The 20,111-nt window shown below is 64.5% G+C and carries 14 protein-coding genes; 10 read left to right on the top strand and 4 right to left on the bottom strand.

Annotation, left to right across the window (positions count from 1 at the left end; all coding sequences use genetic code 11):
* Positions 1-335: 335 nt before the first annotated feature.
* Positions 336-866, bottom strand: coding sequence for a hypothetical protein (locus B3M58_RS01645; protein ID WP_296216809.1), 531 nt, complete (start codon positions 864-866; stop codon positions 336-338).
* A 77-nt stretch (positions 867-943) separates the two neighbouring features.
* Here B3M58_RS01645 and B3M58_RS01640 point away from each other — a divergent pair, with 77 nt between their 5' ends.
* Together B3M58_RS01640 and msrA are read left to right on the top strand one after the other, a co-directional pair.
* Complete coding sequence (locus B3M58_RS01640) at positions 944-3,640, top strand: putative bifunctional diguanylate cyclase/phosphodiesterase (protein ID WP_296216808.1); 2,697 nt, start codon at positions 944-946, stop codon at positions 3,638-3,640.
* A gap of 68 nt (positions 3,641-3,708) precedes the next feature.
* Positions 3,709-4,356 (top strand): peptide-methionine (S)-S-oxide reductase MsrA, encoded by a 648-nt coding sequence (gene msrA / locus B3M58_RS01635; RefSeq protein WP_296216807.1) that lies wholly within the window; start codon positions 3,709-3,711, stop codon positions 4,354-4,356.
* Positions 4,357-4,548: 192 nt separating this feature from the next.
* Here the strand turns inward: msrA and B3M58_RS01630 are convergent, their stop codons facing one another.
* Positions 4,549-5,394, bottom strand: a complete 846-nt coding sequence (locus B3M58_RS01630; protein WP_296216806.1) for a 23S rRNA (adenine(2030)-N(6))-methyltransferase RlmJ — start codon at positions 5,392-5,394, stop codon at positions 4,549-4,551.
* Between the two features lie 45 nt (positions 5,395-5,439).
* On the bottom strand, positions 5,440-6,330 hold the full coding sequence (locus B3M58_RS01625) for a LysR substrate-binding domain-containing protein (protein WP_296216805.1): 891 nt from the start codon (positions 6,328-6,330) through the stop codon (positions 5,440-5,442).
* A gap of 108 nt (positions 6,331-6,438) precedes the next feature.
* Here B3M58_RS01625 and B3M58_RS01620 point away from each other — a divergent pair, with 108 nt between their 5' ends.
* The 6 genes from B3M58_RS01620 to selO all read left to right on the top strand — a co-directional run bounded on the left by B3M58_RS01620 (position 6,439) and on the right by selO (position 16,658).
* Positions 6,439-7,611 carry a YbfB/YjiJ family MFS transporter gene (locus B3M58_RS01620; protein ID WP_296216804.1) on the top strand — a complete coding sequence of 391 codons (1,173 nt, stop codon included), beginning with the start codon at positions 6,439-6,441 and terminating at the stop codon, positions 7,609-7,611.
* 13 nt (positions 7,612-7,624) lie between these two features.
* The gene (locus B3M58_RS01615) at positions 7,625-7,846 is read left to right on the top strand and encodes a 4-oxalocrotonate tautomerase family protein (protein ID WP_296216803.1); all 222 of its coding nucleotides are present in this window, start codon (positions 7,625-7,627) and stop codon (positions 7,844-7,846) included.
* A gap of 111 nt (positions 7,847-7,957) precedes the next feature.
* Complete coding sequence (locus B3M58_RS01610; protein WP_296216802.1) at positions 7,958-9,760, top strand: acyl-CoA dehydrogenase; 1,803 nt, start codon at positions 7,958-7,960, stop codon at positions 9,758-9,760.
* A 200-nt stretch (positions 9,761-9,960) separates the two neighbouring features.
* Positions 9,961-11,706 carry a potassium/proton antiporter gene (locus B3M58_RS01605; protein WP_296216801.1) on the top strand — a complete coding sequence of 582 codons (1,746 nt, stop codon included), beginning with the start codon at positions 9,961-9,963 and terminating at the stop codon, positions 11,704-11,706.
* Between the two features lie 34 nt (positions 11,707-11,740).
* Positions 11,741-15,100: a mechanosensitive channel MscK gene (gene mscK / locus B3M58_RS01600; protein WP_296216800.1), complete on the top strand. Its 3,360-nt coding sequence runs from the start codon at positions 11,741-11,743 to the stop codon at positions 15,098-15,100.
* Positions 15,101-15,197: 97 nt separating this feature from the next.
* On the top strand, positions 15,198-16,658 hold the full coding sequence (gene selO, locus B3M58_RS01595) for a protein adenylyltransferase SelO (protein WP_296216799.1): 1,461 nt from the start codon (positions 15,198-15,200) through the stop codon (positions 16,656-16,658).
* Between the two features lie 146 nt (positions 16,659-16,804).
* Here selO and B3M58_RS01590 read toward each other — a convergent pair whose 3' ends face one another.
* Positions 16,805-17,500, bottom strand: a complete 696-nt coding sequence (locus B3M58_RS01590) for an aspartate/glutamate racemase family protein (protein WP_296216798.1) — start codon at positions 17,498-17,500, stop codon at positions 16,805-16,807.
* 231 nt (positions 17,501-17,731) lie between these two features.
* Here B3M58_RS01590 and B3M58_RS01585 point away from each other — a divergent pair, with 231 nt between their 5' ends.
* Together B3M58_RS01585 and trxC are read left to right on the top strand one after the other, a co-directional pair.
* Positions 17,732-19,522 carry an SLC13 family permease gene (locus tag B3M58_RS01585; RefSeq protein ID WP_296216797.1) on the top strand — a complete coding sequence of 597 codons (1,791 nt, stop codon included), beginning with the start codon at positions 17,732-17,734 and terminating at the stop codon, positions 19,520-19,522.
* A gap of 97 nt (positions 19,523-19,619) precedes the next feature.
* Positions 19,620-20,054, top strand: coding sequence for a thioredoxin TrxC (gene trxC, locus B3M58_RS01580; protein ID WP_296216796.1), 435 nt, complete (start codon positions 19,620-19,622; stop codon positions 20,052-20,054).
* The last annotated feature ends 57 nt before the right edge of the window (positions 20,055-20,111 follow it).

The following is a 20,111-nucleotide window of genomic DNA, read 5'->3' as shown; positions in this document are numbered from 1 at the left end:
ATGTGTTGAAACGTGCAGCCGGCTAGGCGATGCCTGGAGCACGGTAATTCGTAGGGTGGGTTAGGCGCATGACCACGGACTATCGGCTGCTGCATAGTCCATTGCGCCGTAACCCACCAGAGGGGATAGGCCGATTAGCGTTTGGTGGGTTACGTGGCGCAGTTGCTTTGCCAGCCGGCTTCAGCGCCCCTAACCACCCTACAGAATCGACGTACCACAGTTAACGGCTACAGAGCGTTTTTTTGCTCCCAAATTAGGTGTTGAGAACAGCCCTGCGGGAACGGCTTCAGCCGCGAAATTCGCGGATAAAGCCGTGCCTACGCAAAGCGCGGCGCTCAGCCTTTTTGCAGATTACGGATCAGAAAACTCAGCGCCTTGGCCAGTTCGGCGGCGCCCTGGTGATCGCGCACGATAGTCAGCAATGGGCTGCCGTCAGCCGGATGGTGCAACACGCAGCTGATGCCACTCAGTGGGCAGTCGTAGCGAATGAAGGGATCGACACCAAACAACTCGAGACGCCGATTGCGCACGGCAATGGCCGTGCCCTGTTGAGCGCGGGTTTCTTCACGCAGCAACAGCTCGCCCGGAGCGCCGAGGCGCAGTTGGTAAAGCAGATCCTGGCGCTGCGCCTGACCGACTTGATAGGCCGCGCGCAGGGCATAGGTTTTCAGCAGATCGTTGCTGTGCGCGAGCAACGCCTGGCGCTCGTCCTGGGTCAGGTACAAGCGCTTCAAGTCGGCCAGATAACTGGCCTGCTCGGCGCTGCTCAGGCCTGCTTCAGGCTCGCTGGCGAACCCTGGGGTTACAACCAGGCAGCTACCCAGCAATACGGCAAATATTAGTTTTCTTGTCAGTCGCAATCGCATGATGCACCCTTATTGGACGCTATAGTGAAGTGGGCCGAGAGCTCAGCTCGGTCAGCATACTGGAAGCCAGCCGCCCAATGAAAAGCCATCCCGATGCCGCGACCCGTTTAGCGGCCGAGGTTGTGACGCAGTTGCCAGTGCCTTCGCGGCTCGGCATGCTGCGCTTTGAGCGACTGAATGAGGCCAGCTGGACCCTGCTGTTTCTCGACCCGGCGTGCGAGCGCCAGCTCGGCATCCCGGCCAGCGAGCTCTGTGCACTGGTCGATGCGCCTTACGCCAGCCTGATGGAGCCCGAGGCCCGTTATCACCTGCACGACAGCATTCAGCTGCAGCTGACGCAACAGCCGCACTACCTGGTGCACTACACCCTGCATACGCCGCACGGCGCACTCAACCTGATGGAACTTGGCGAGCCGTTCAAGCAGCACGGCCGGCACCTGTTGCGCGGCTACCTGCTGGTCGCCGACGCCAGCGCGACCCAAGCCAACCTGCCCTCGTCCAGCGACCTGCAAGCGCAGAATAGTCGCCTGCAAAGCTCGCTGGAGCTTTACCAGCGCGGCCAGGCAGAGCACCAGCAGCAGCAAGTCCGCTCGCAGGCGCAGCAGCGCCTGATCGTGCGCCTGGCGCGCCATCGCTACAACGCCAACGATCCGCTGCGCGAAGCCGCCGAGCTGATCACCCAGGCGGCCTGCGAGGCTTACCAGGTGGCCCGCGCGGGCATCTGGAACCTGACCAGTAGCAGCCTCGAACTCGTCGCCCTGTACCGTAGCGACCTCAATCGACACGAGACACAGACCGTCATCGACGTCAGCCACTACCCGGACTACCTGCACGCGCTGCAAGGCGGCCGGGCAATCGATGCCCACGACGCCCTGCACGACCCGCGCACCTGCGAGCTGCGCGAGAGCTACCTGCAACCGATGGGCATCAGCGCCATGCTTGATGCCAGCATTCGCGTCGGTGGCGAAGTGGTCGGCGTGCTGTGCCTGGAGCACATCGGTGCGCCGCGCGTCTGGCAGGCCGACGAGATCGCCTTCGCCGGCGAACTGGCCGACCAATATGCGCAGGTGCTGACCAACCAGCAGCGGCGCAGCGCCACCAATGCGCTGTACCTGTTCCAGCGCGCGGTCGAACAGAGCGCCAGCGCCTTTATCCTGCTCGATCGCGACGGGCTGGTGGAGTACGTCAACCCGAGCTTCACCGCGATCACCCTGTACAGCGCCGAAGAAGTACAGGGCCGGCGCCTGTCCGAACTGCCGGCGCTGGAGAACCTTAGCGACCTGCTGTTCGATTCCGGTTCCGGCCTCTCCGACCACAACAGCTGGCAGGGCGAATTCAAGAGCCGCCGCAAGAACCTCGAACCGTACTGGAGCCAGTTGTCGATCTCCAAGGTGTATGCCGACGACGGCGCGCTGACCCACTACATCGGCATCTACGAAGACATCACCGAGAGCAAGCAGGCGCAGCAACGCATCGAGCGCCTGGCCTACAGCGACAACCTCACCGGCCTGGGCAACCGCTATGCCTTTATCCGCGCCCTGGAAAACCGCTTTGCCCTGGCCGACGGCAAACCGATCAGCCTGCTGCTGGTGGATATCGACAACTTCAAACGGATCAACGACAGCCTCGGCCACCAGACCGGCGACAAGCTACTGAGCAGCCTGGCCAGACGCCTGCGCAACAGCCTCAGCCCGAGTGGCATTCTGGCGCGTTTCGCCAGTAACGAATTCGCCATCCTGCTGGATGCCGCCGACCTGGCCAGCGCTCAAGTGCTGGCCAATCAGGTGCTGCAAACCCTGGATAAACCGCTGTTCGTCGACAACCAACTGATCAGCGTCACCGGCTCGGTAGGCCTGGCCTGTGCGCCCGAGCATGGCGCGGACCCGCAAACCCTGATGAAGCACGCTGGCCTGGCGCTGCACAAAGCCAAGGCCAACGGCAAACACCAGTTGCAGGTATTCACCGAAGCCCTGAACGCCGAGGCCGACTACAAGCTGTTCGTCGAGAACAACCTGCGCCGCGCCTTGACCCAGAACGAACTGGAAGTGTTCTACCAACCCAAGCTGTGCCTGAAGAGCGGACAGCTGCTCGGCATGGAGGCGCTGCTGCGCTGGCATCATCCGGAAAAAGGCATGATTCGCCCGGACCAGTTCATCAGCGTGGCGGAAGAAACCGGCCTGATCATCCCCATCGGCAAATGGGTGGTACGCCAGGCCTGCTGCATGAGCAAACAACTGACGGCGGTCGGCCTGGGTACCTTGCAGGTGGCGATCAACCTGTCGCCCAAGCAGTTCTCCGATCCCGATCTGGTCGGCTCGATCGCGGCGATTCTGCACGAGGAGCAACTCACCCCCACGCTGCTCGAGCTTGAACTCACGGAGAGCCTGCTGCTGGAAGCCACCGACGATACCCGCCACCAGCTCAGCCGCTTGAAAAGCCTCGGCCTGACCTTGGCCATGGACGACTTCGGCACCGGCTACTCGTCGCTCAGCTACCTGAAGAAATTCCCCATCGACGTGATCAAGATCGACCGCAGCTTTATCAAGGACATCCCGGAAAACCAGGACGACATGGAGATCACCTCGGCAGTGATCGCCATGGCCCACAACCTGAAACTCAAAGTGGTCGCCGAAGGCATCGAAACCGCCGCCCAGCTGGGTTTCCTGCGCCGCCAGCAGTGTGATATTGGCCAGGGCTACCTGTTCGACCGGCCCATCGCCGGGCGTGAGCTGATCGACAGCCTGAAACGCTACCCCTGCCGACCGCCACAGTGATCGGCTGTAACAGCGCGCGCCGCGCGCGGTCTATCGATACACCCGTTTAAATGCTGAGGAAATGGCTCATGGTTCTGCGCTCGCAAATTCTTGCCCACAAACTCGAACTGCCCACCGCCGAGCAAGCCCTGCCCGGCCGTGCCACGCCCTTGCCGGTACCCGCCGCCCACTACGTCAACGGCCACCCCTTGCAGGCACCGTTCCCGGCCGGCCTGCAACAGGCGGTGTTCGCCCTGGGATGCTTCTGGGGCGCCGAGCGGCGCTTCTGGCAACAGCCTGGCGTGTGGACCAGCGCGGTGGGGTATGCCGGCGGCCACACCCCGAATCCGACCTACGAGGAAGCCTGCTCGGGCCTGACCGGGCATACCGAAGCGGTGCTGGTGGTATTCGATCCGCAGGTGACCAGTTACGCGGCGCTGCTGAAAGTCTTCTGGGAAGCGCACAACCCCACCCAGGGCATGCGCCAGGGCAACGACATCGGCAGCCAATACCGCTCGGCCATTTACTGTTACGGCGCCGAGCAGTTGGCTGCCGCATTGGCCAGCCAGGCGCACTTTCAAGCCGCGCTGAAAGCTGCCGGGCTCGGCAGCATCACCACGGAAATCGCCGAAGCACCGCCCTTCTACTATGCCGAGGGCTACCACCAGCAATACCTGGCGAAAAACCCCGGCGGTTACTGCGGGCTCGGCGGCACCGGGGTGTGTTTACCGGCGTAGCGGCAGGCCTCTGGGGCGGGGTATAGGCCAGTCGTTAGCCGCGAAGTGGCGTAACCCACCATGGATGTCGTCAGGCATCCCTGTGACCGGCCCTGCGGACCGGTCGGTGGGTTACGGCCTGCGGCCTAACCTAGGCGGCCCCACCCACCCTACGCCAATCAAGACCTTAAAGGTCCGGATCAATAACCCAGCCTACGGCGCTTTTTCTTCGATCAACCAATCCAGGCGATAGCCGCCCTGGCCTTGCGCCAGGTGTTCGGCCAGCCAGGGCAACAGCTGCTTCAACTCGTCTTCCAGGCCCCAGGGTGGATTGCTGATCACCAAGCCCGAGCCGTTCAGGCGCGTCGCGTCATCGGTGGCCTGCACATACAACTCGACGCGCAGCAACTTGGGGGCACTGCTTTTTTCCAGGTCGCGGTAAAAGCGTCTGAGCTGGTCGAGCGCCTTGATCGGGTACCAGATCGCCACCACCGCCTGGCGCATGCGGCTGATCGCTTCGTTCAGCGATTGCGCGCAACGCTCCAGCTCGTCGGCCTTCTCGAACGGCGGGTCGATCAGCAGCAACACACGCTTTTCCCGGGTCGGCAGCAAGGCGCGCGGCACATGCCAGCCTTCGCCGAGGTGCACCGCCACACGCCGGTCGCCGGTCATGTTTTCCTTGAGCAGGCGTCCGTCTTCCGGGTGTTTTTCGTTGAGGTGCAGGCGATCCTGCTCACGCGTCAGCATGCGCGCCAGCTCTGGCGAACCCGGATAGTGGCGCAGCACACCATCCGGGTTCATGGCCCGGATCACCTCCAGGTAATCGAGCAACTGATCCGGGATATCCTCGGCTTGCCACACGCGGGCGATGCCATCCTGCCATTCGCCGGTACGGCTGGCCTGGTCGCCGGCCAAGTCGTACAAGCCAACGCCAGCGTGGCTGTCGAGGTAGGCGAACGGCGCCTCCTTGCGCGACAGCAGGGCAATCAGGCGGCTGAGAATCAGGTGTTTCAACACGTCGGCATGGTTGCCGGCATGAAAGGCGTGGCGGTAGTTCATGTGCGGGCTCCTGTGGCCGGCCAGTTTACTCGGTTGCCGCGGCGCTTAAGCGACCGATTGCAACGGCTGTACGCGCAACAGCTCAAGCAAGTGCTCCAGTGCCGGATGCGGCGGTGCATCGCGACGGCGCATCAGCAAGGTTGGCGCCGCCGCCAGATCGGCCTCGATGGCGCGCGCGCTGACCAAGCGGCCACGCGGATGCAGCTGCAACAGGCTGCGCGGCAATAGGCCGATGCCCATCCCGGCGGCGATGCCGCCGAGTATCGCGTCGATCGAGCCGTAGCTCTGGCGCGCCGCGACCTGCAGCGCATGACGTTCGCTCCAGCGCTCCAGGCGCTCGCGGTAATGGCAGCCATTGGGAAACCCGAGCAGGGTCACCGGCCCCTGCAACAGCGTTTCCGCAGCGCTGCTGGCGGGCAGCACCAGCACCAGCTCCTCGCGCCAAAGCACTTCGCCGTGCAACAGCGGATGCTCGAACGGCCCGCCGATCAGCGCGGCATCCAGGCGCCCGGCGAGCACCTCGTCGAGCAGATGGCGACTGGTGCCGGTGAGCAGACTCAGATCGACCCGCGGCGCATCCCGATGAAAGGCCGCCAGCACCTCCGGCAAGCGCACGGCCGCGGTGGTTTCCATCGACCCCAGCCGTAGCTCGCCGGCCCAGACATCCTCCTGCACGCAGCGCCAGGCCACCTGGCACAGCTGCTCGAGTTGTTCGGCATGCGGCAGCAGGCGCTCGCCCGCGGGCGTCAGGCGCAGGCGCTGGGCTTGCCGCTGAAACAACACCGCGCCCAGCTGGGTTTCCAATTGGCGCAGCCGCGCCGAGACATTCGACGGCACGCAATGCAGCTGCTGCGCCGCCGCGCTCAGCGAACCGGCGCGGCTGACCGCAAGAAAATGCCGCAACAACTGCGGATTGAGACGTTCCCAAGGCGACATGGCAGCCCTCAACATCACTAAAAGTGAAAAACAGACTCAGTATTTTTCATTACCAGTCACACCAACACAACCGCTAAGGTGCCAAGCCTCGACCAAGGCGCTCCCCGCATGCCCTCAGCCCAGCCCCGTCATATCCTCCTCGCCCTGCTGGCCGGCGCCAGTGCGCTGGTGGTGGTGCATGGGCTCGGGCGCTTCGCCTTCACCCCGTTATTGCCGCACCTGATCGCCGATGGTCTGCTCAGCCTGGAACAGGGGGCGCGCCTGGCGACCTGGAATTACATCGGTTACCTGCTCGGCGCCCTGCTCGCCCTGGCCCTGCATGCACCGGCGCGGATGCGCGTGGCGCTGCCGGTGGCGCTGTTGCTGAACGCCGCACTGACCCTCGCCCAGGGATTTACCGAGGACTATTCCAGCCTGCTCTGGCTGCGCCTGGCCAACGGCATCAGCAACGGCGTGGTGTTCGTCCAGGCGCCCGCACTGGTTCTGGAATGGCTGGCGCAGCAGCAACGTACGCGCCTCAGCGGCCTGATCTACCTCGGCCTGGGCGGCGGCTTGCTGCTCTCCAGCGGCGTGGCGGACTGGCCGGCCGCATGGTTCGACGGCGCCGCGCGCTGGTGGCCGGTGGCCGCGCTGGCCTTGCCGCTGGCCGTACTGAGCGCCTGCCTGCTCGCGCGCCTGACGCTGCAGCCGCACCCGACTGCGGCCCAGCACCCCTCGTCGGCGCTGTTCGACCGCGCCAGCACGCCGCTGTTTCTCGCCTACGCCGGCGCCGGCCTGGGCTACATCCTGCCGATGACCTTTCTGCCGGCCCTGGCCCGCGAGCAACTGCCGGCCGACGATCCGCTGCTGAGCGGCGCCTGGCGCTGGACGGCCCTGGCCAGCCTGGCCTCCATCGCTTTGTGGAATCATCTCGGTGCGCGCCTCGGCGACCGTCGCGCGCTGCTCGCCAACTACGCCGCCCAGGCCGTTGGCGTAGCCGCGCCGCTGCTGTGGCCGGGACAAGTCGGCGTGTTGTTGTGCGCCGTACTGGTCGGCGGCACCTTTATCGGCAGCGTATTCCTCACCCAACGCCTGGCGCGCAGCCTGCACCCGCATCAGGGGCCGCGCCTGTCGGCCGCGCTGATCGCCCTGTACGGCGGCAGCCAACTCGCCGGGCCCTGGTTCGCCGAACAATGGCTGGCGCATGGCGGCAGCCTCGGCCAGAGCTTCGCCCTTGGCGCCGCCGCGCTGCTCTGGGCGCTGGCCTGGTCATACCACGTTCCTCGCACCCCACAGCCATAACGGAGTTGTCGCAATGCCCTACGTCAATATCAAGATCACCCGCGAAGGCGCCACCGCCGAACAAAAACGCCAACTGATCGAAGGCGCCACGCAATTGCTGGTCGATGTGCTGGGTAAGAACCCGGCGACCACGGTGGTGGTGATCGACGAGGTGGACACCGACAATTGGGGCATCGCCGGCATTCCGGTGACCGAACGGCGGCGCACTGAAGCCGCGGCCAAAACCCAGGGCTAGCCGGCGCGCAGCGTCACCTCGGGTTTGGCAGCTTTATCACGCCAATGGATGGTGCTAGGCGAGGTTTATTCACCGACCTAGACTGGCGCCATCCACAGTGGAGGTACCCCCATGTCCGAGTCCCTGCTCAGCTCCCGCAACCTGGCCTTCGAGCTGTACGAAGTGCTGGACGCCGAAGCCCTGACCCAGCGCGAACGCTTCGCCGACCACAGCCGCGAGACGTTCGACGCGGCCGTGGGCACGGCACGCAGCATCGCCGAGAAGCTGTTCGCCCCGCACAACCGCAAGGGCGACGAGCACGAGCCGGAGTATGTCGACGGCGCCGCAGTGCTGATCCCCGAGGTCAAGCCGGCAGTAGACGCCTTCCTCGAAGCGGGTTTCCTCAACGCCACGCGCGAGTTCGAAGTCGGCGGCATGCAGTTGCCCAACCTGCTCTCGCAAGCCTGTTTCGCGCACTTCCAGGCAGCCAACGCGGCCACCACCTCCTACCCGTTCCTGACCATGGGCGCGGCCAACCTGATCGAAAGTTTCGGCAGCGCCGAGCAGAAGCAGCGCTTCCTGCAACCGATGATCGACGGCCGGTTCTTCGGCACCATGGCGCTCACCGAGCCGCATGCTGGCTCCTCGCTGTCGGATCTGCGCACCCGTGCCGAACCGGCAGGCGACGGCACTTACCGACTCAAGGGCAACAAGATCTTTATCTCCGGCGGCGACCATCCGCTGTCCGAGAACATCGTGCATATGGTCCTGGCCAAGCTGCCGGATGCCCCCGCCGGGGTAAAGGGCATCAGCCTGTTTATCGTGCCGAAGTTTCTGGTTAACGACGATGGTAGCCTCGGCGCGCGCAACGACGTGGTCCTCGCCGGGCTGTTCCACAAGATGGGCTGGCGCGGCACCACCTCCACCGCACTGAATTTTGGTGATAACGGCGAGTGCGTCGGCTACCTGGTGGGCAAGCCGCACCACGGCCTGAGCTACATGTTCCAGATGATGAACGAGGCGCGCATCGGCGTCGGCATGGGCGCGGTGATGCTCGGCTACGCCGGCTACCTGTATTCGCTCGACTACGCCCGCCAGCGCCCGCAAGGACGTCTGCCGGACGGCAAGGACCCGACCTCCAGCCAGGTGGCGATCATCGAGCACGCCGATGTACGGCGCATGCTGCTGACCCAGAAAGCCTACGTCGAAGGCGCTTTCGACCTCGGTCTGTATGCCGCGCGGTTGTTCGACGACACCCAGACCCTGGACACCGAGGAGGCGCGCAAGACCGCCCTGGAGTTGCTCGACCTGCTCACCCCGATCGTCAAATCCTGGCCCTCGGAGTTCTGCCTGAAGGCCAACGAACTGGCGATCCAGATTCTCGGCGGCCACGGCTACACCCGCGACTACCCGGTGGAGCAGTACTACCGCGACAACCGCTTGAACCCGATCCACGAAGGCACCCACGGCATCCAGTCGCTCGATCTGCTCGGGCGCAAGGTCTCGCTGAACGGCGGCGCGGCGCTCAAACAACTGGTCAAGCTGATCCAGCAGTGCTGCCAACGCGCCAGCCAACACGAGTCGCTGAATCCACTGCGCCAACCGCTGGAACAGCTGCTGGCGCGCCTGTCGACGGTGACCCTGGCGCTGCTCGGCGACCTGATGGCCGGCAAGGTCAACCAGGGCCTGGCCAACTCGGCGCTGTACCTCAAGGTCTTCGGCCATCTGGTGATCGGCTGGCGCTGGCTGGAGCAGGCGATCAAGGCCGAACAGGGCCTGGCGAGCGGCAACCCGGCGGATGCCGAGTTCTACCAGGGCAAGCTGCAAGCCGCGCGCTACTTCCTGACCTGGGAAGTGCCGAGCTGCCACCACGACCTGGCGCTTCTCGACGCCCGCGACGACACCTGCCTGAACATGCGGGACACCTGGTTCTAAGGCTTATAGCGCGGGTGGCCATCGGACGGCTTAGCGGCGCAGTAAAATGGTTGTTCGACTTGCTGCGCGAATCGAGCGCCGCCTAACCCAGCCTACGCGGGCGTTTTTTTGACAGGGTGACGAAGGCGCGGGTTAGAATCCCTGGCACGCGCCATGCATAAGGGCGCTCTCGTCTTACCTTGAGCCAGGAGTACGCCCCTTTGGATGCCAGCACCATCAACAGCCTGTTCTTGATCGGTGCATTGCTGGTAGGCATGAGCATCCTGGTGAGTGCCTTCGGCTCGCGCTTCGGCATCCCGATCCTGGTGATTTTCCTCGGCGTCGGCATGCTCGCCGGGATCGACGGCCCCGGCGGCATCGTCTTCGACAATTATCCGCAGGCTTACCTGGTCGGTAACCTGGCACTGGCGATCATTCTGCTCGACGGCGGCATGCGCACCCGCGTCTCCAGTTTCCGCGTGGCACTCTGGCCCTCCTTGTCGCTGGCGACCTTCGGCGTACTGATCACCGCCGGTCTGACCGGCGTCGCGGCGGCCTGGCTGTTCGACCTGAGTCTGATGGAGGGCCTGCTGATCGGCGCCATCGTCGGCTCGACCGACGCCGCCGCGGTATTCAGCCTGCTCGGCGGGCGCGGCCTCAACGAGCGGGTCAGCGCCACCCTGGAAATCGAGTCCGGCAGCAACGACCCGATGGCGGTATTTCTCACCGTCACCCTGATCGAAATGCTCGCCAGCGGCGAAACCGGCCTGAGCTGGGTGTTTCTCCTGCACCTGCTGCAGCAGTTCGGTATTGGCGGCCTGTTTGGCCTGGGCGGCGGCTGGCTGCTGTTGCAAGTGGTCAACCGCATCAGCCTGGCCAACGGCCTGTACCCGTTGCTGGTGGTCAGCGGCGGCCTGATGATCTTCGCCATCACCAACGCCGTCGGCGGCAGCGGCATTCTCGCCATCTACCTGTGCGGCCTGCTGCTCGGCAACCGGCCGATCCGCTCGCGCCACGGCATCCTGCACATGCTCGACGGCCTGACCTGGCTGGCGCAGATCGGCATGTTCCTGGTTCTCGGCCTGCTGGTCACCCCCCACGAATTGCTGCCGATTGCCCTGCCGGCCCTGGGCCTGGCGCTGTGGATGATCCTGTTCGCCCGTCCGCTGTCGATCTTCCTCGGCCTGCTGCCGTTCCGCGCCTTCCACGACCGCGAGAAAGCCTTCATCGCCTGGGTCGGCCTACGCGGCGCGGTGCCGATCATCCTCGCGGTGTTCCCGCTGATGGCCGGGCTGCCGAATGCTCAGCTGTTCTTCAACGTGGCCTTCTTTATCGTGCTGGTCTCGCTGCTGCTGCAAGGCACCAGCCTGCCGTGGGCCGCCAAGCTGCTGAAGGTCACCGTGCCGCCGGACCCGGCGCCGGTGTCGCGCGCCGGCCTGGAAGTGCACCCGACCAGCCAGTGGGAACTGTTCGTCTACCGCCTGGGCGTGGAGAAGTGGTGCATCGGCGCGCCCCTGCGCGAGCTGAAAATGCCGGACGGCACGCGCATCGCCGCGCTGTTTCGCAGCCGCGAGCTGCTGCACCCCTCCGGCAGTACCAAGCTGGAGGCCGGCGACCTGCTCTGCGTGATCGGCCACGAACATGACCTGCCGGCCCTCGGCAAACTGTTCAGCCAGGCGCCGAAACGTGGCCAGGACCTGCGCTTCTTCGGTGATTTCGTGCTGGAAGGCGATGCCGAGCTGGGCGCCGTTGCGGCGCTGTACGGCCTGAAACTGGACGGCGTCGACGGCCAGCAATCGCTCGCTCGCTTCATCGCCCACGAGATTGGCGGCGAACCGGTTATCGGCGATCAGGTCGAATGGCAGAGCCTGACGTGGACGGTTGCCGCGATGGAAGGGAACAAGATCCGCAAAGTCGGCGTCAAATTCCCCGAAGGTGCCCGCCCAGGCCCAGGCCTGTTCCTCTAAACTCAGCTTCTTCTCGAGCCGCCCGATCGCGACCATGCCCTCTTTACGTACCTATTTAGCCGTAGCCCTGCTCGGGCTTTGCCTGAGCACCCCGCTGACCCAGGCGGCCGAACCGCCGAAAAGCGCCGATGTGCAGCGCAGCCTGGACAGCCTCGCCGATCGTAAACTGGCGGAAGCCGAGCAACTGGCGCTCAAGCAAACCCTGGAGAAAACCCTGGCTTTGCTGACCGAACAGGCCGACAGCATCAAGCGCCTGGGCGACCTGAAAAAGCAGCTCGACCAGGCGCCGCGGCTGATCGGCGAAGTGCAACGCGAACTGACGCGCCTGAAAGCCAGCCCGCCGACGCCAATCGCCCAGCGCTATGCCAATAGCCAGGTGCCGCAGCTGGAGCAATTGCTCAGCGAACGCAATAACCAACTGGGCGACTGGCAGAAGCAGATCATCGATGCCAACAGCCTGATCATCACCGCGCAAACCCGCCCGGAACGCGCCCAGGCGGAAATCAGCCGCAACCAGACGCGCAGCCAAGAGATCAACAACGCGCTGAAAACCGGCAAAGACGCCGGCAAACCGCTGACCGCCGAACACCGCGACCTGCTCGGCGCCGAGCTGGCTCAGCTCGACGCGCAAACCCAGCTGCGGCGCCAGGAGCTGGCCGGCAACAGCCTGCTGCAAGACCTCGGCAGCAGCCAGCGTGACCTGCTCGAAGAGCGCATCAAGCGCCTGGAACAAGAACTGCTCGACCTGCAGTCGCTGATCAATGAAAAGCGCCGCGCGCAATCCGAACAAACCGTTGCCGAGCAATCGCGCGAAGCGGAAAAGGCTGGCTCCGATACCCTGCTGGCCAGCGAAAGCTCGCTCAACCTCAAGCTCTCCGACTACCTGCTGCGCGCCACCGACCGGATCAGCCAGCTGGCCCAGCAGAACCTGCAGACCAAGCAACAGCTGGACGCGCTCAACCAGAGCGACCAGGCCCTGGACGAGCAGATCAGCGTGCTGCAAGGCAGCCTGCTGCTGTCGAAGATCCTCTACCAGCAAAAACAGGCACTGCCCACGCTGGAACTCGACAGCAACCTGACCGATGAAATCGCCGACATCCGCCTTTATCAGTTCGAGCTGAATCAGCAGCGCGAAGCCGTCGGCAACCCCAGCGAATACGTCGAGCAACTGCTCGCCAAGCAACCCCCGGACGCCGTCACGCCCGAGCTGCGAGCCACCTTGCTCGAACTGATGCAAACCCGCCGCGAGCTGCTCGACCGGCTCAACCGCGAGCTCAACACGCTGCTCAATGAATCGATCACCCTGCAACTCAACCAGAAGCAACTGCACAGCACCGCGCAGACCGTGCGCACCACGCTGGACGAGCAGATGTTCTGGATTCCCAGCAACAAGCCGCTGGACCTCGACTGGTTCCAAGCCGTACCGCGCCTGCTCGAACGACAGATCGCCGACCTGCCCTGGGGCTCCAACCTGCGTGAGCTGGGCGCGGGCCTGATCGAACGGCCGCTGCTGTTCTTACCGCTGCTGCTGTTGATCGGGGTGTTGCTGTGGAAGCGCGGTTACCTGTACCGCAAGCTCGGCGAGCTGCATACGGACATCGGCCACTTTAAGCGCGACAGTCAGTTGCACACGCCGATGGCGATTCTCCTCAACGTCCTGCTGGCATTGCCCGGCACGCTGTTCCTCGGCCTGTGCGGCTTCGCCCTGCAGATGGACGCGCGCGGGCAGAACGTCAACCTGGGCGCGGCGCTATTTGAAATGGCCGAAGCCTGGCTGGTGTTCTACACCATCTACCGCATTCTCTCGCCGGGTGGCGTGGCCGAACTGCACTTCCGCTGGTCACGTCCGCATGTGGCCTTCCTGCACCGGCAAATTCGCTACTTGGGCCTGGTGGCCATGGCCCTGGTCGGCGTGGTGACCATCGCCGAGCACCAACCGGCCAGCCTGGCCGAAGACGTGATCGGCATTGCCGTGGTGCTGACCTGCTATGGCCTGATGGCCTGGCTGCTGCACAAACTGCTGCTGAGCGGCCCAGCCCGTGAGCACGCCTCGGCCTTCCGCATGCTGATCGGCCTGGCGTTCAGCCTGTTGCCGCTGGCACTGATCGTCGCGGTGGGCTTCGGCTACTACTACACCGCGCTGAAACTCAGCGACCGCTTGATCGACACGCTGTACCTGCTGATGATCTGGCTGGTGGTCGAGGCGGCCTTTATCCGCGGCCTGGGTGTCGCGGCCAGGCGCCTGGCTTACCAGCGCGCCACGGCCAAGCGCCTGGCGCAGGCCAAGGAAGGCAGTGGCGAGGGCGCCGAAGTGGTTATCGAAGAACCCACGCTGGACATCGAGCAGGTCAACCAGCAATCGCTGCGACTGATCCGTCTGGCCTTGCTGGGCGCCTTTATCGCCGGGTTGTACTGGGTCTGGTCCGACCTGATTTCGGTGTTCGCCTACCTGGATAACATCAGCCTCTACGAATACAGCACGGGCACCGGCGAAACCGCCAGCCTGGTGCCGATCAGCCTCAGCGATGTACTCGGCGCCCTGGTCATCGTCGGCATCACCGTGGCCCTGGGCCGCAACCTGCCGGGCCTGCTCGAAGTGCTGGTGCTGTCGCGTCTGAAACTGGCACAAGGCAGCGCCTATGCCACCACCACGCTGCTGTCCTACCTGATTGTCGGCATCGGCTTCGTGGTCACCCTGTCGACCCTCGGCGTCAGCTGGGACAAGCTGCAATGGCTGGTGGCGGCACTCTCGGTCGGCCTGGGCTTTGGTTTGCAGGAGATTTTCGCCAACTTCATCTCCGGCCTGATCATTCTGTTCGAGCGCCCGGTGCGCATCGGCGACGTGGTGACCATCGGCAATCTCTCCGGTACGGTGAGCAAGATCCGCATCCGCGCCACCACCATCACCGACTTCGACCGCAAAGAAATCATCGTGCCGAACAAGACCTTCGTCACCGACCAGTTGATCAACTGGTCGCTGAACGACACGGTCACCCGCGTGATCATCAAGGTCGGCGTAGCCTACGAGACCGACTTGCCGCTGGCGCGTAAGCTGATGATGCAGGCCGCCGTGGAAAACCCGCGGGTGCTGCGCGACCCCGAGCCGCTGCTGTTCTTCCTGACGATCAGCCCCAGCACCTTCGACTACGAGTTGCGCTTCCACGTGCGCGAGTTGGGCGACCGCAACGCGGCGACCGACGAAATCCTCACGCGGATCGCCATGAGCTTCCGCGAAAACAACGTCGAGATGGCCTTCAACCAGGTCGAGGTGATGGTGAAAAACCTGCACGGTCAGGAGCTCAACCTGGGCAGCGGGCAGACCACTGTCGCCCCGCCAAGCAAAACCGAGCAGGACCCGATCACGCCAACCACACCGGCCATCGACCCGCGGTAAACCGTCCGTTCTGGCCAGGGCCGCGTGCCTGGCCAGAACCTCGATCCCTGGCAGGCGTGTACACCACGCGGCCGCCTTGCCCCGCTGGAGGGTTGCCTTGAAGTCGCTCACCGACCTGATCTTCGACAACCGCTTTGCCCGCCTCGGCGATGGCTTTTCCACCCAAGTGCTGCCCGAGCCGATCGCCGAGCCGCGCCTGGTGGTCGCCAGCAGCGCAGCCATGGCCCTGCTCGACCTCGACCCCAGCGAAGCCGAAAGCGCGGTGTTCGCCGAAGTGTTCAGCGGGCACAAGCTGTGGAGCGACGCGGAACCACGGGCCATGGTCTATTCCGGGCACCAGTTCGGCAGCTACAACCCGCGCCTCGGCGACGGCCGCGGCCTGCTGCTCGGCGAGGTGCTTAACGATGCCGGTGAACACTGGGACCTGCACCTCAAGGGCGCCGGGCAAACGCCATACTCGCGCATGGGCGACGGGCGCGCGGTGCTGCGCAGCTCGATCCGCGAGTTCCTCGCCAGCGAACACCTGCACGCCCTCGGCATGCCCACCTCGCGCGCCCTGTGCGTGACTGGTTCGAGCACCCCGGTGTGGCGGGAACAGCAGGAAAGCGCGGCGATGGTGCTGCGCCTGGCCCCCAGCCATGTGCGCTTCGGCCACTTCGAGTATTTCTATTACACCCAGCAACACGAGCTGCTCAAACAGCTCGGCGAGCATGTATTGAGCTGCCATTTTCCCGCCTGCCTGACCCAGGCCGAACCGTATCAGGCGATGTTCCGCGAGGTGCTCGAACGCAACGCGCAGCTGATCGCCTACTGGCAGGCCTATGGCTTCTGCCACGGGGTGATGAACAGCGACAACATGTCGATCCTCGGCATCACCTTCGACTACGGCCCATATGCCTTCCTCGACGATTTCGATGCCAACTTCATCTGCAACCACTCGGATGACAGCGGTCGTTACGCCTTCAGCAATCAGGTGCCCATCGCCCAGTGGAACCTCGCCGCGCTTGGCCAGGCGCTGACGCCATTGGTCAGCGTCGAGGTCTTGCGCGAGCTGCTCGGGTTGTTCCTGCCGCTGTACCAGGCGCACTACCGCGACCTGATGCGCCAGCGCCTTGGCTGGCTGACGGCCGATGACGGCGACGACACGCTGATCCAACGCCTGCTGCAACTGATGCAAAGCGGCGCGGTGGACTACACCCGCTTCTTCCGCGAACTGGGCGCCAGTACCGCGCCGCAGGCACTGGCACGCTTGCGCGAGGACTTCAGCGACCTCGCCGGTTTCGATGCCTGGGCCGCCGACTACCGCACACGCAGCGCGCGCGACGGCGACGACCAGGACGCGCGCCAAGCCCGCATGCACGCGGTCAACCCCAAGTACATCCTGCGCAACTACCTGGCACAACAGGCCATCGAGGCCGCCGAACAGGGCGATTACGCGCCAGTGCGCGAGCTGCACGCGGTACTCAGCCGCCCATTCGACGAACAGCCGGGCCAAGAACGCTTCGCCCAGCGCCCACCGGACTGGGGCAAACACCTGGCAATCAGCTGCTCGTCCTGAACCGCTGGCGCTCCGCGCTTACGTAGGATGGCGTTGAGCGTAGCGATACCCATCGTCGGGTCATCCGAGCTCCCTACACGCTATTCGTCGTAGGCTGGACATGGCTAAGCCTTGTCCAGCCGTTGCCCGTTACGGCATAGATCGGCCTACGTGCCCAGCAGCCAATCCAGCCCCATCGCCACATGCAACTCGGCGCTGTCGAGTAACGGCAACGGTGCCTGCACGCCCTCCAGCAACAGACCGATTTCGGTGCAGCCGAGAATCGCCACCTCGGCGCCTTGCCCGCGCAACTGCGCCAGGCACTCCAGATAAAACGCCCGGGCGGCGGCCGAGAACACGCCCTGGCATAACTCAGCGAAGATCACCCGGTCGACTTCGGCCATCTGCGCGGCAGTGGGCACGATCACCGAAATACCGTAACGCTCGGCCAGACGCTCGCGGTAGAACGCCTCCTGCATGGTGAACCGTGTACCGAGCAGCGCCGCCCGCTGCACGCCCTGGCGCTGCAACGCCTGCCCGACCGCGTCACCGATATGCAGCAGCGGAATAGCCACGGCCACCTCGATGGCCGGTGCCACCTTGTGCATGGTGTTGGTGGCCAGCAACAGAGCCGTTGCCCCCGCGCCCTCAAGCCGCTGTGCGGCTGCGGCGAGCAAGGCGCCAGCGGCCGACCATTCGCCGCGCGCTTGCAGCGCGGCGACCTCGGCAAAGTCCAGCGAGTGCAACAACAGCGGCGCGGAATGCAGACCGCCCATGTGCTCGCGCACCCCCTGATTGAGCAGGCGGTAATAGCTCGCCGTGGACTCCCAACTCATGCCACCGAGAATGCCTAACTGGCGCATACGCCGCCCTCCTCACGCAAACCCCGAGCCTAGCCGCGCCCGCCAGCCGCGACCAGCAACAGTGCGCCGCAGAGCGGGCGGTACAGCCTTATCAGTTAAATCGAAAAGGCATATAAACCTTCTCAAACATTCTTAGACTCTCTAAGCAAAGCCCACTATCTTGGCGACCTTGCGTGGCCGCCGCCTGGCGTGCCCGATACCTCACACGAGATTCGCACGCTAAGGACGTTCATGTTCTGGGATTCACTGCCGCTGTTGTTCGTTGCCGCCCTACTGGTCTGGCTGCTGGTGTCCTTCGTTCGCGAAAAATGGAGCCCGGATGTGGTGGCGGCGATTGCTGTCGCCGCCTTGCTGGTGACGCAGATACTCAGCCCCGGCGAAGTGCTTGGCGTGCTCAGCAATTCGGCCCCCGTGACCATCGCCTGCATGTTTGTCCTGTCCGCCGCGCTGGAGCGCACCGGCTGCATCGATGCCCTGGGCAACTGGCTGGGTAACCTGGTCGGCGACAGCCCGGTACGCGTACTGGCTGGCTTGATGATCACCGCGCTGGTGATTTCCGCGTTCCTCAACAATACCCCGGTGGTGGCGATTCTCACGCCGGTGGCCATCGCCCTGGCCAAGCGCGCGCACAGCTCACCGTCGAAGCTGCTGATCCCGCTGTCCTACGCCACCGTACTCGGCGGCATGCTGACCATGATCGGCACCTCGACCAATATTCTGGTCGACGGCGTGGCGCGCAAAGCCGGCCTCGAACCCTTCGGCATGTTCGAAATCACCCCCGCGGCGCTGGTCTTCGCCGGGGTCGGCTTCGTCTACCTGATGCTGTTCAGCAACCGCCTGCTGCCCGATCGCGACACCCTGTCCAAGCAACTGCGCCCGGACCTCGGCCGCACCTTCATGACCGAACTGCTGGTGCCGCACGACTCACCGGTAATCGGCAAGACCCTGCACGAAGCCAACCTCAACGGCGGCAGCGGCTTGCAGGTACTGAAGATCTTCCGCGAAGAGCAAGAGTTCACCGAGCCAGCCCACGACACCCTGCTCGCCGCCGGCGACCAATTGGTGCTGCATGGCCAGGTCAAGGACGTGGTCGAGTTGCGGGAAAGCGGCCACCTGAGCTTCAACCGCAGCGATGCCTTCGAAACCATCAGCAGCCACGACGTGATCCTCGCCGAAGCCATCGTCGGGCGTAACTCGCGCTACAGCCACCGCCCGATGCGCGACCTCGACCTCACCGCACGCTATGGCATCGCCGTGCTCGCCGTGCACCGTCAGGACGAAAACATCCAGGGCAACCTCGACGACCTGCACCTGCAATTCGGCGATGTGATGCTGGTCGAAGGCACGCCGGCGCAAATCAAGCGCTTTGCCGAGAACGGCGAACTGATCAGTCTGAACACCGTGCAAGAGCGCGCCTACCGTCGCGACAAGGCGCCGATCGCGATTATCGCCACCCTGGCCGTGATGCTGCTGGCCGCCTTCGAGCTGATGCCGATCGAAGGCCTGGCGCTGATCGCCGCGGTGACCGTGGTGGCCACCCGCTGCCTGGAAGTCGACGATGCCTATAAAGCCGTCGATTGGAAAATCCTCAGCCTGATTTTCGGCATGCTGGCGATCAGCATCGCCATGGACAAGGTCGGTCTGATCGACCTGATCGTCGAACGCAGCATGGCCGCCGTGCCGAACGCCAGCCCACTGATGATCCTCGGCTTTGTCTACCTGCTGACCACCGTACTCACCGAGATCCTCTCCAATAACGCCGTCGCCGTGTTGATCACGCCCGTGGCCATCGGCATCGCCCAGAGCCTGGGCCTCGATCCACGGCCGTTCGTCGTCGCGGTGATGTTCGCCGCCAGCGTCAGCTTCGCCACGCCAATCGGCTATCAAACCAACACCTTCGTCTACAACGCCGGCGGTTACCGTTTCAGCGACTTCATGCGCATCGGCATACCGCTGAACATCCTCATGGTGTTCGTCGCCATGCTGGTGATCCCGCGGGTCTGGCCGCTGGTAGCGCTGTGAGTCATAGCGTGCGGCTAGTCTCGCCGCTATCGATCGATGGCCTTGATCTTCGCGCGAACAGCCGCACACCGTGGCTGGCGCGCACCTGGAGCCCGTCATGCACGACCCTCTGCTGATTCCGTGCCCGGCCTGCAACGGCCTCAACCGCATCCCCGCCGAGCGCCTCGGCGATACCCCGCGCTGCGGGCGCTGCAAGGCGATGGTGCTCCCGGACACTCCGTTTGAGCTGACCCAGGCCAATTTCGCCAGCCAGCTCAAGGGCGACCTGCCGCTGCTGGTGGATGTCTGGGCCAGTTGGTGCGGGCCCTGCCAGGCGTTCGCACCGACCTTCAACCAGGCCGCCAAACAGTTGCAAGGGCGCTACCGTCTGGCCAAGCTGGACAGCGAAGCGCATCCACAACTAGCCGGACAACTGAGCATCCGCTCGATTCCGAGTTTGCTCCTGCTGCGCAACGGCGCCGAAATCGCCCGGCAAAGCGGCGCCATGCCGCTGGCGCAATTGCTGGCCTGGCTGGCCAATCAAGACGCCTGAGCGAAAGGGTCAAGCGCCGCGGCGTTTACGGTCAGTTGCAAGCCGCCAACCAGCCAT

The organism is Pseudomonas sp. UBA2684 (assembly GCA_002354655.1).
Lineage (GTDB): Bacteria > Pseudomonadota > Gammaproteobacteria > Pseudomonadales > Pseudomonadaceae > Aquipseudomonas.
Note: the sequence above shows the minus strand (reverse complement) of the source record. Positions and strands in the feature narration are given on the sequence as shown.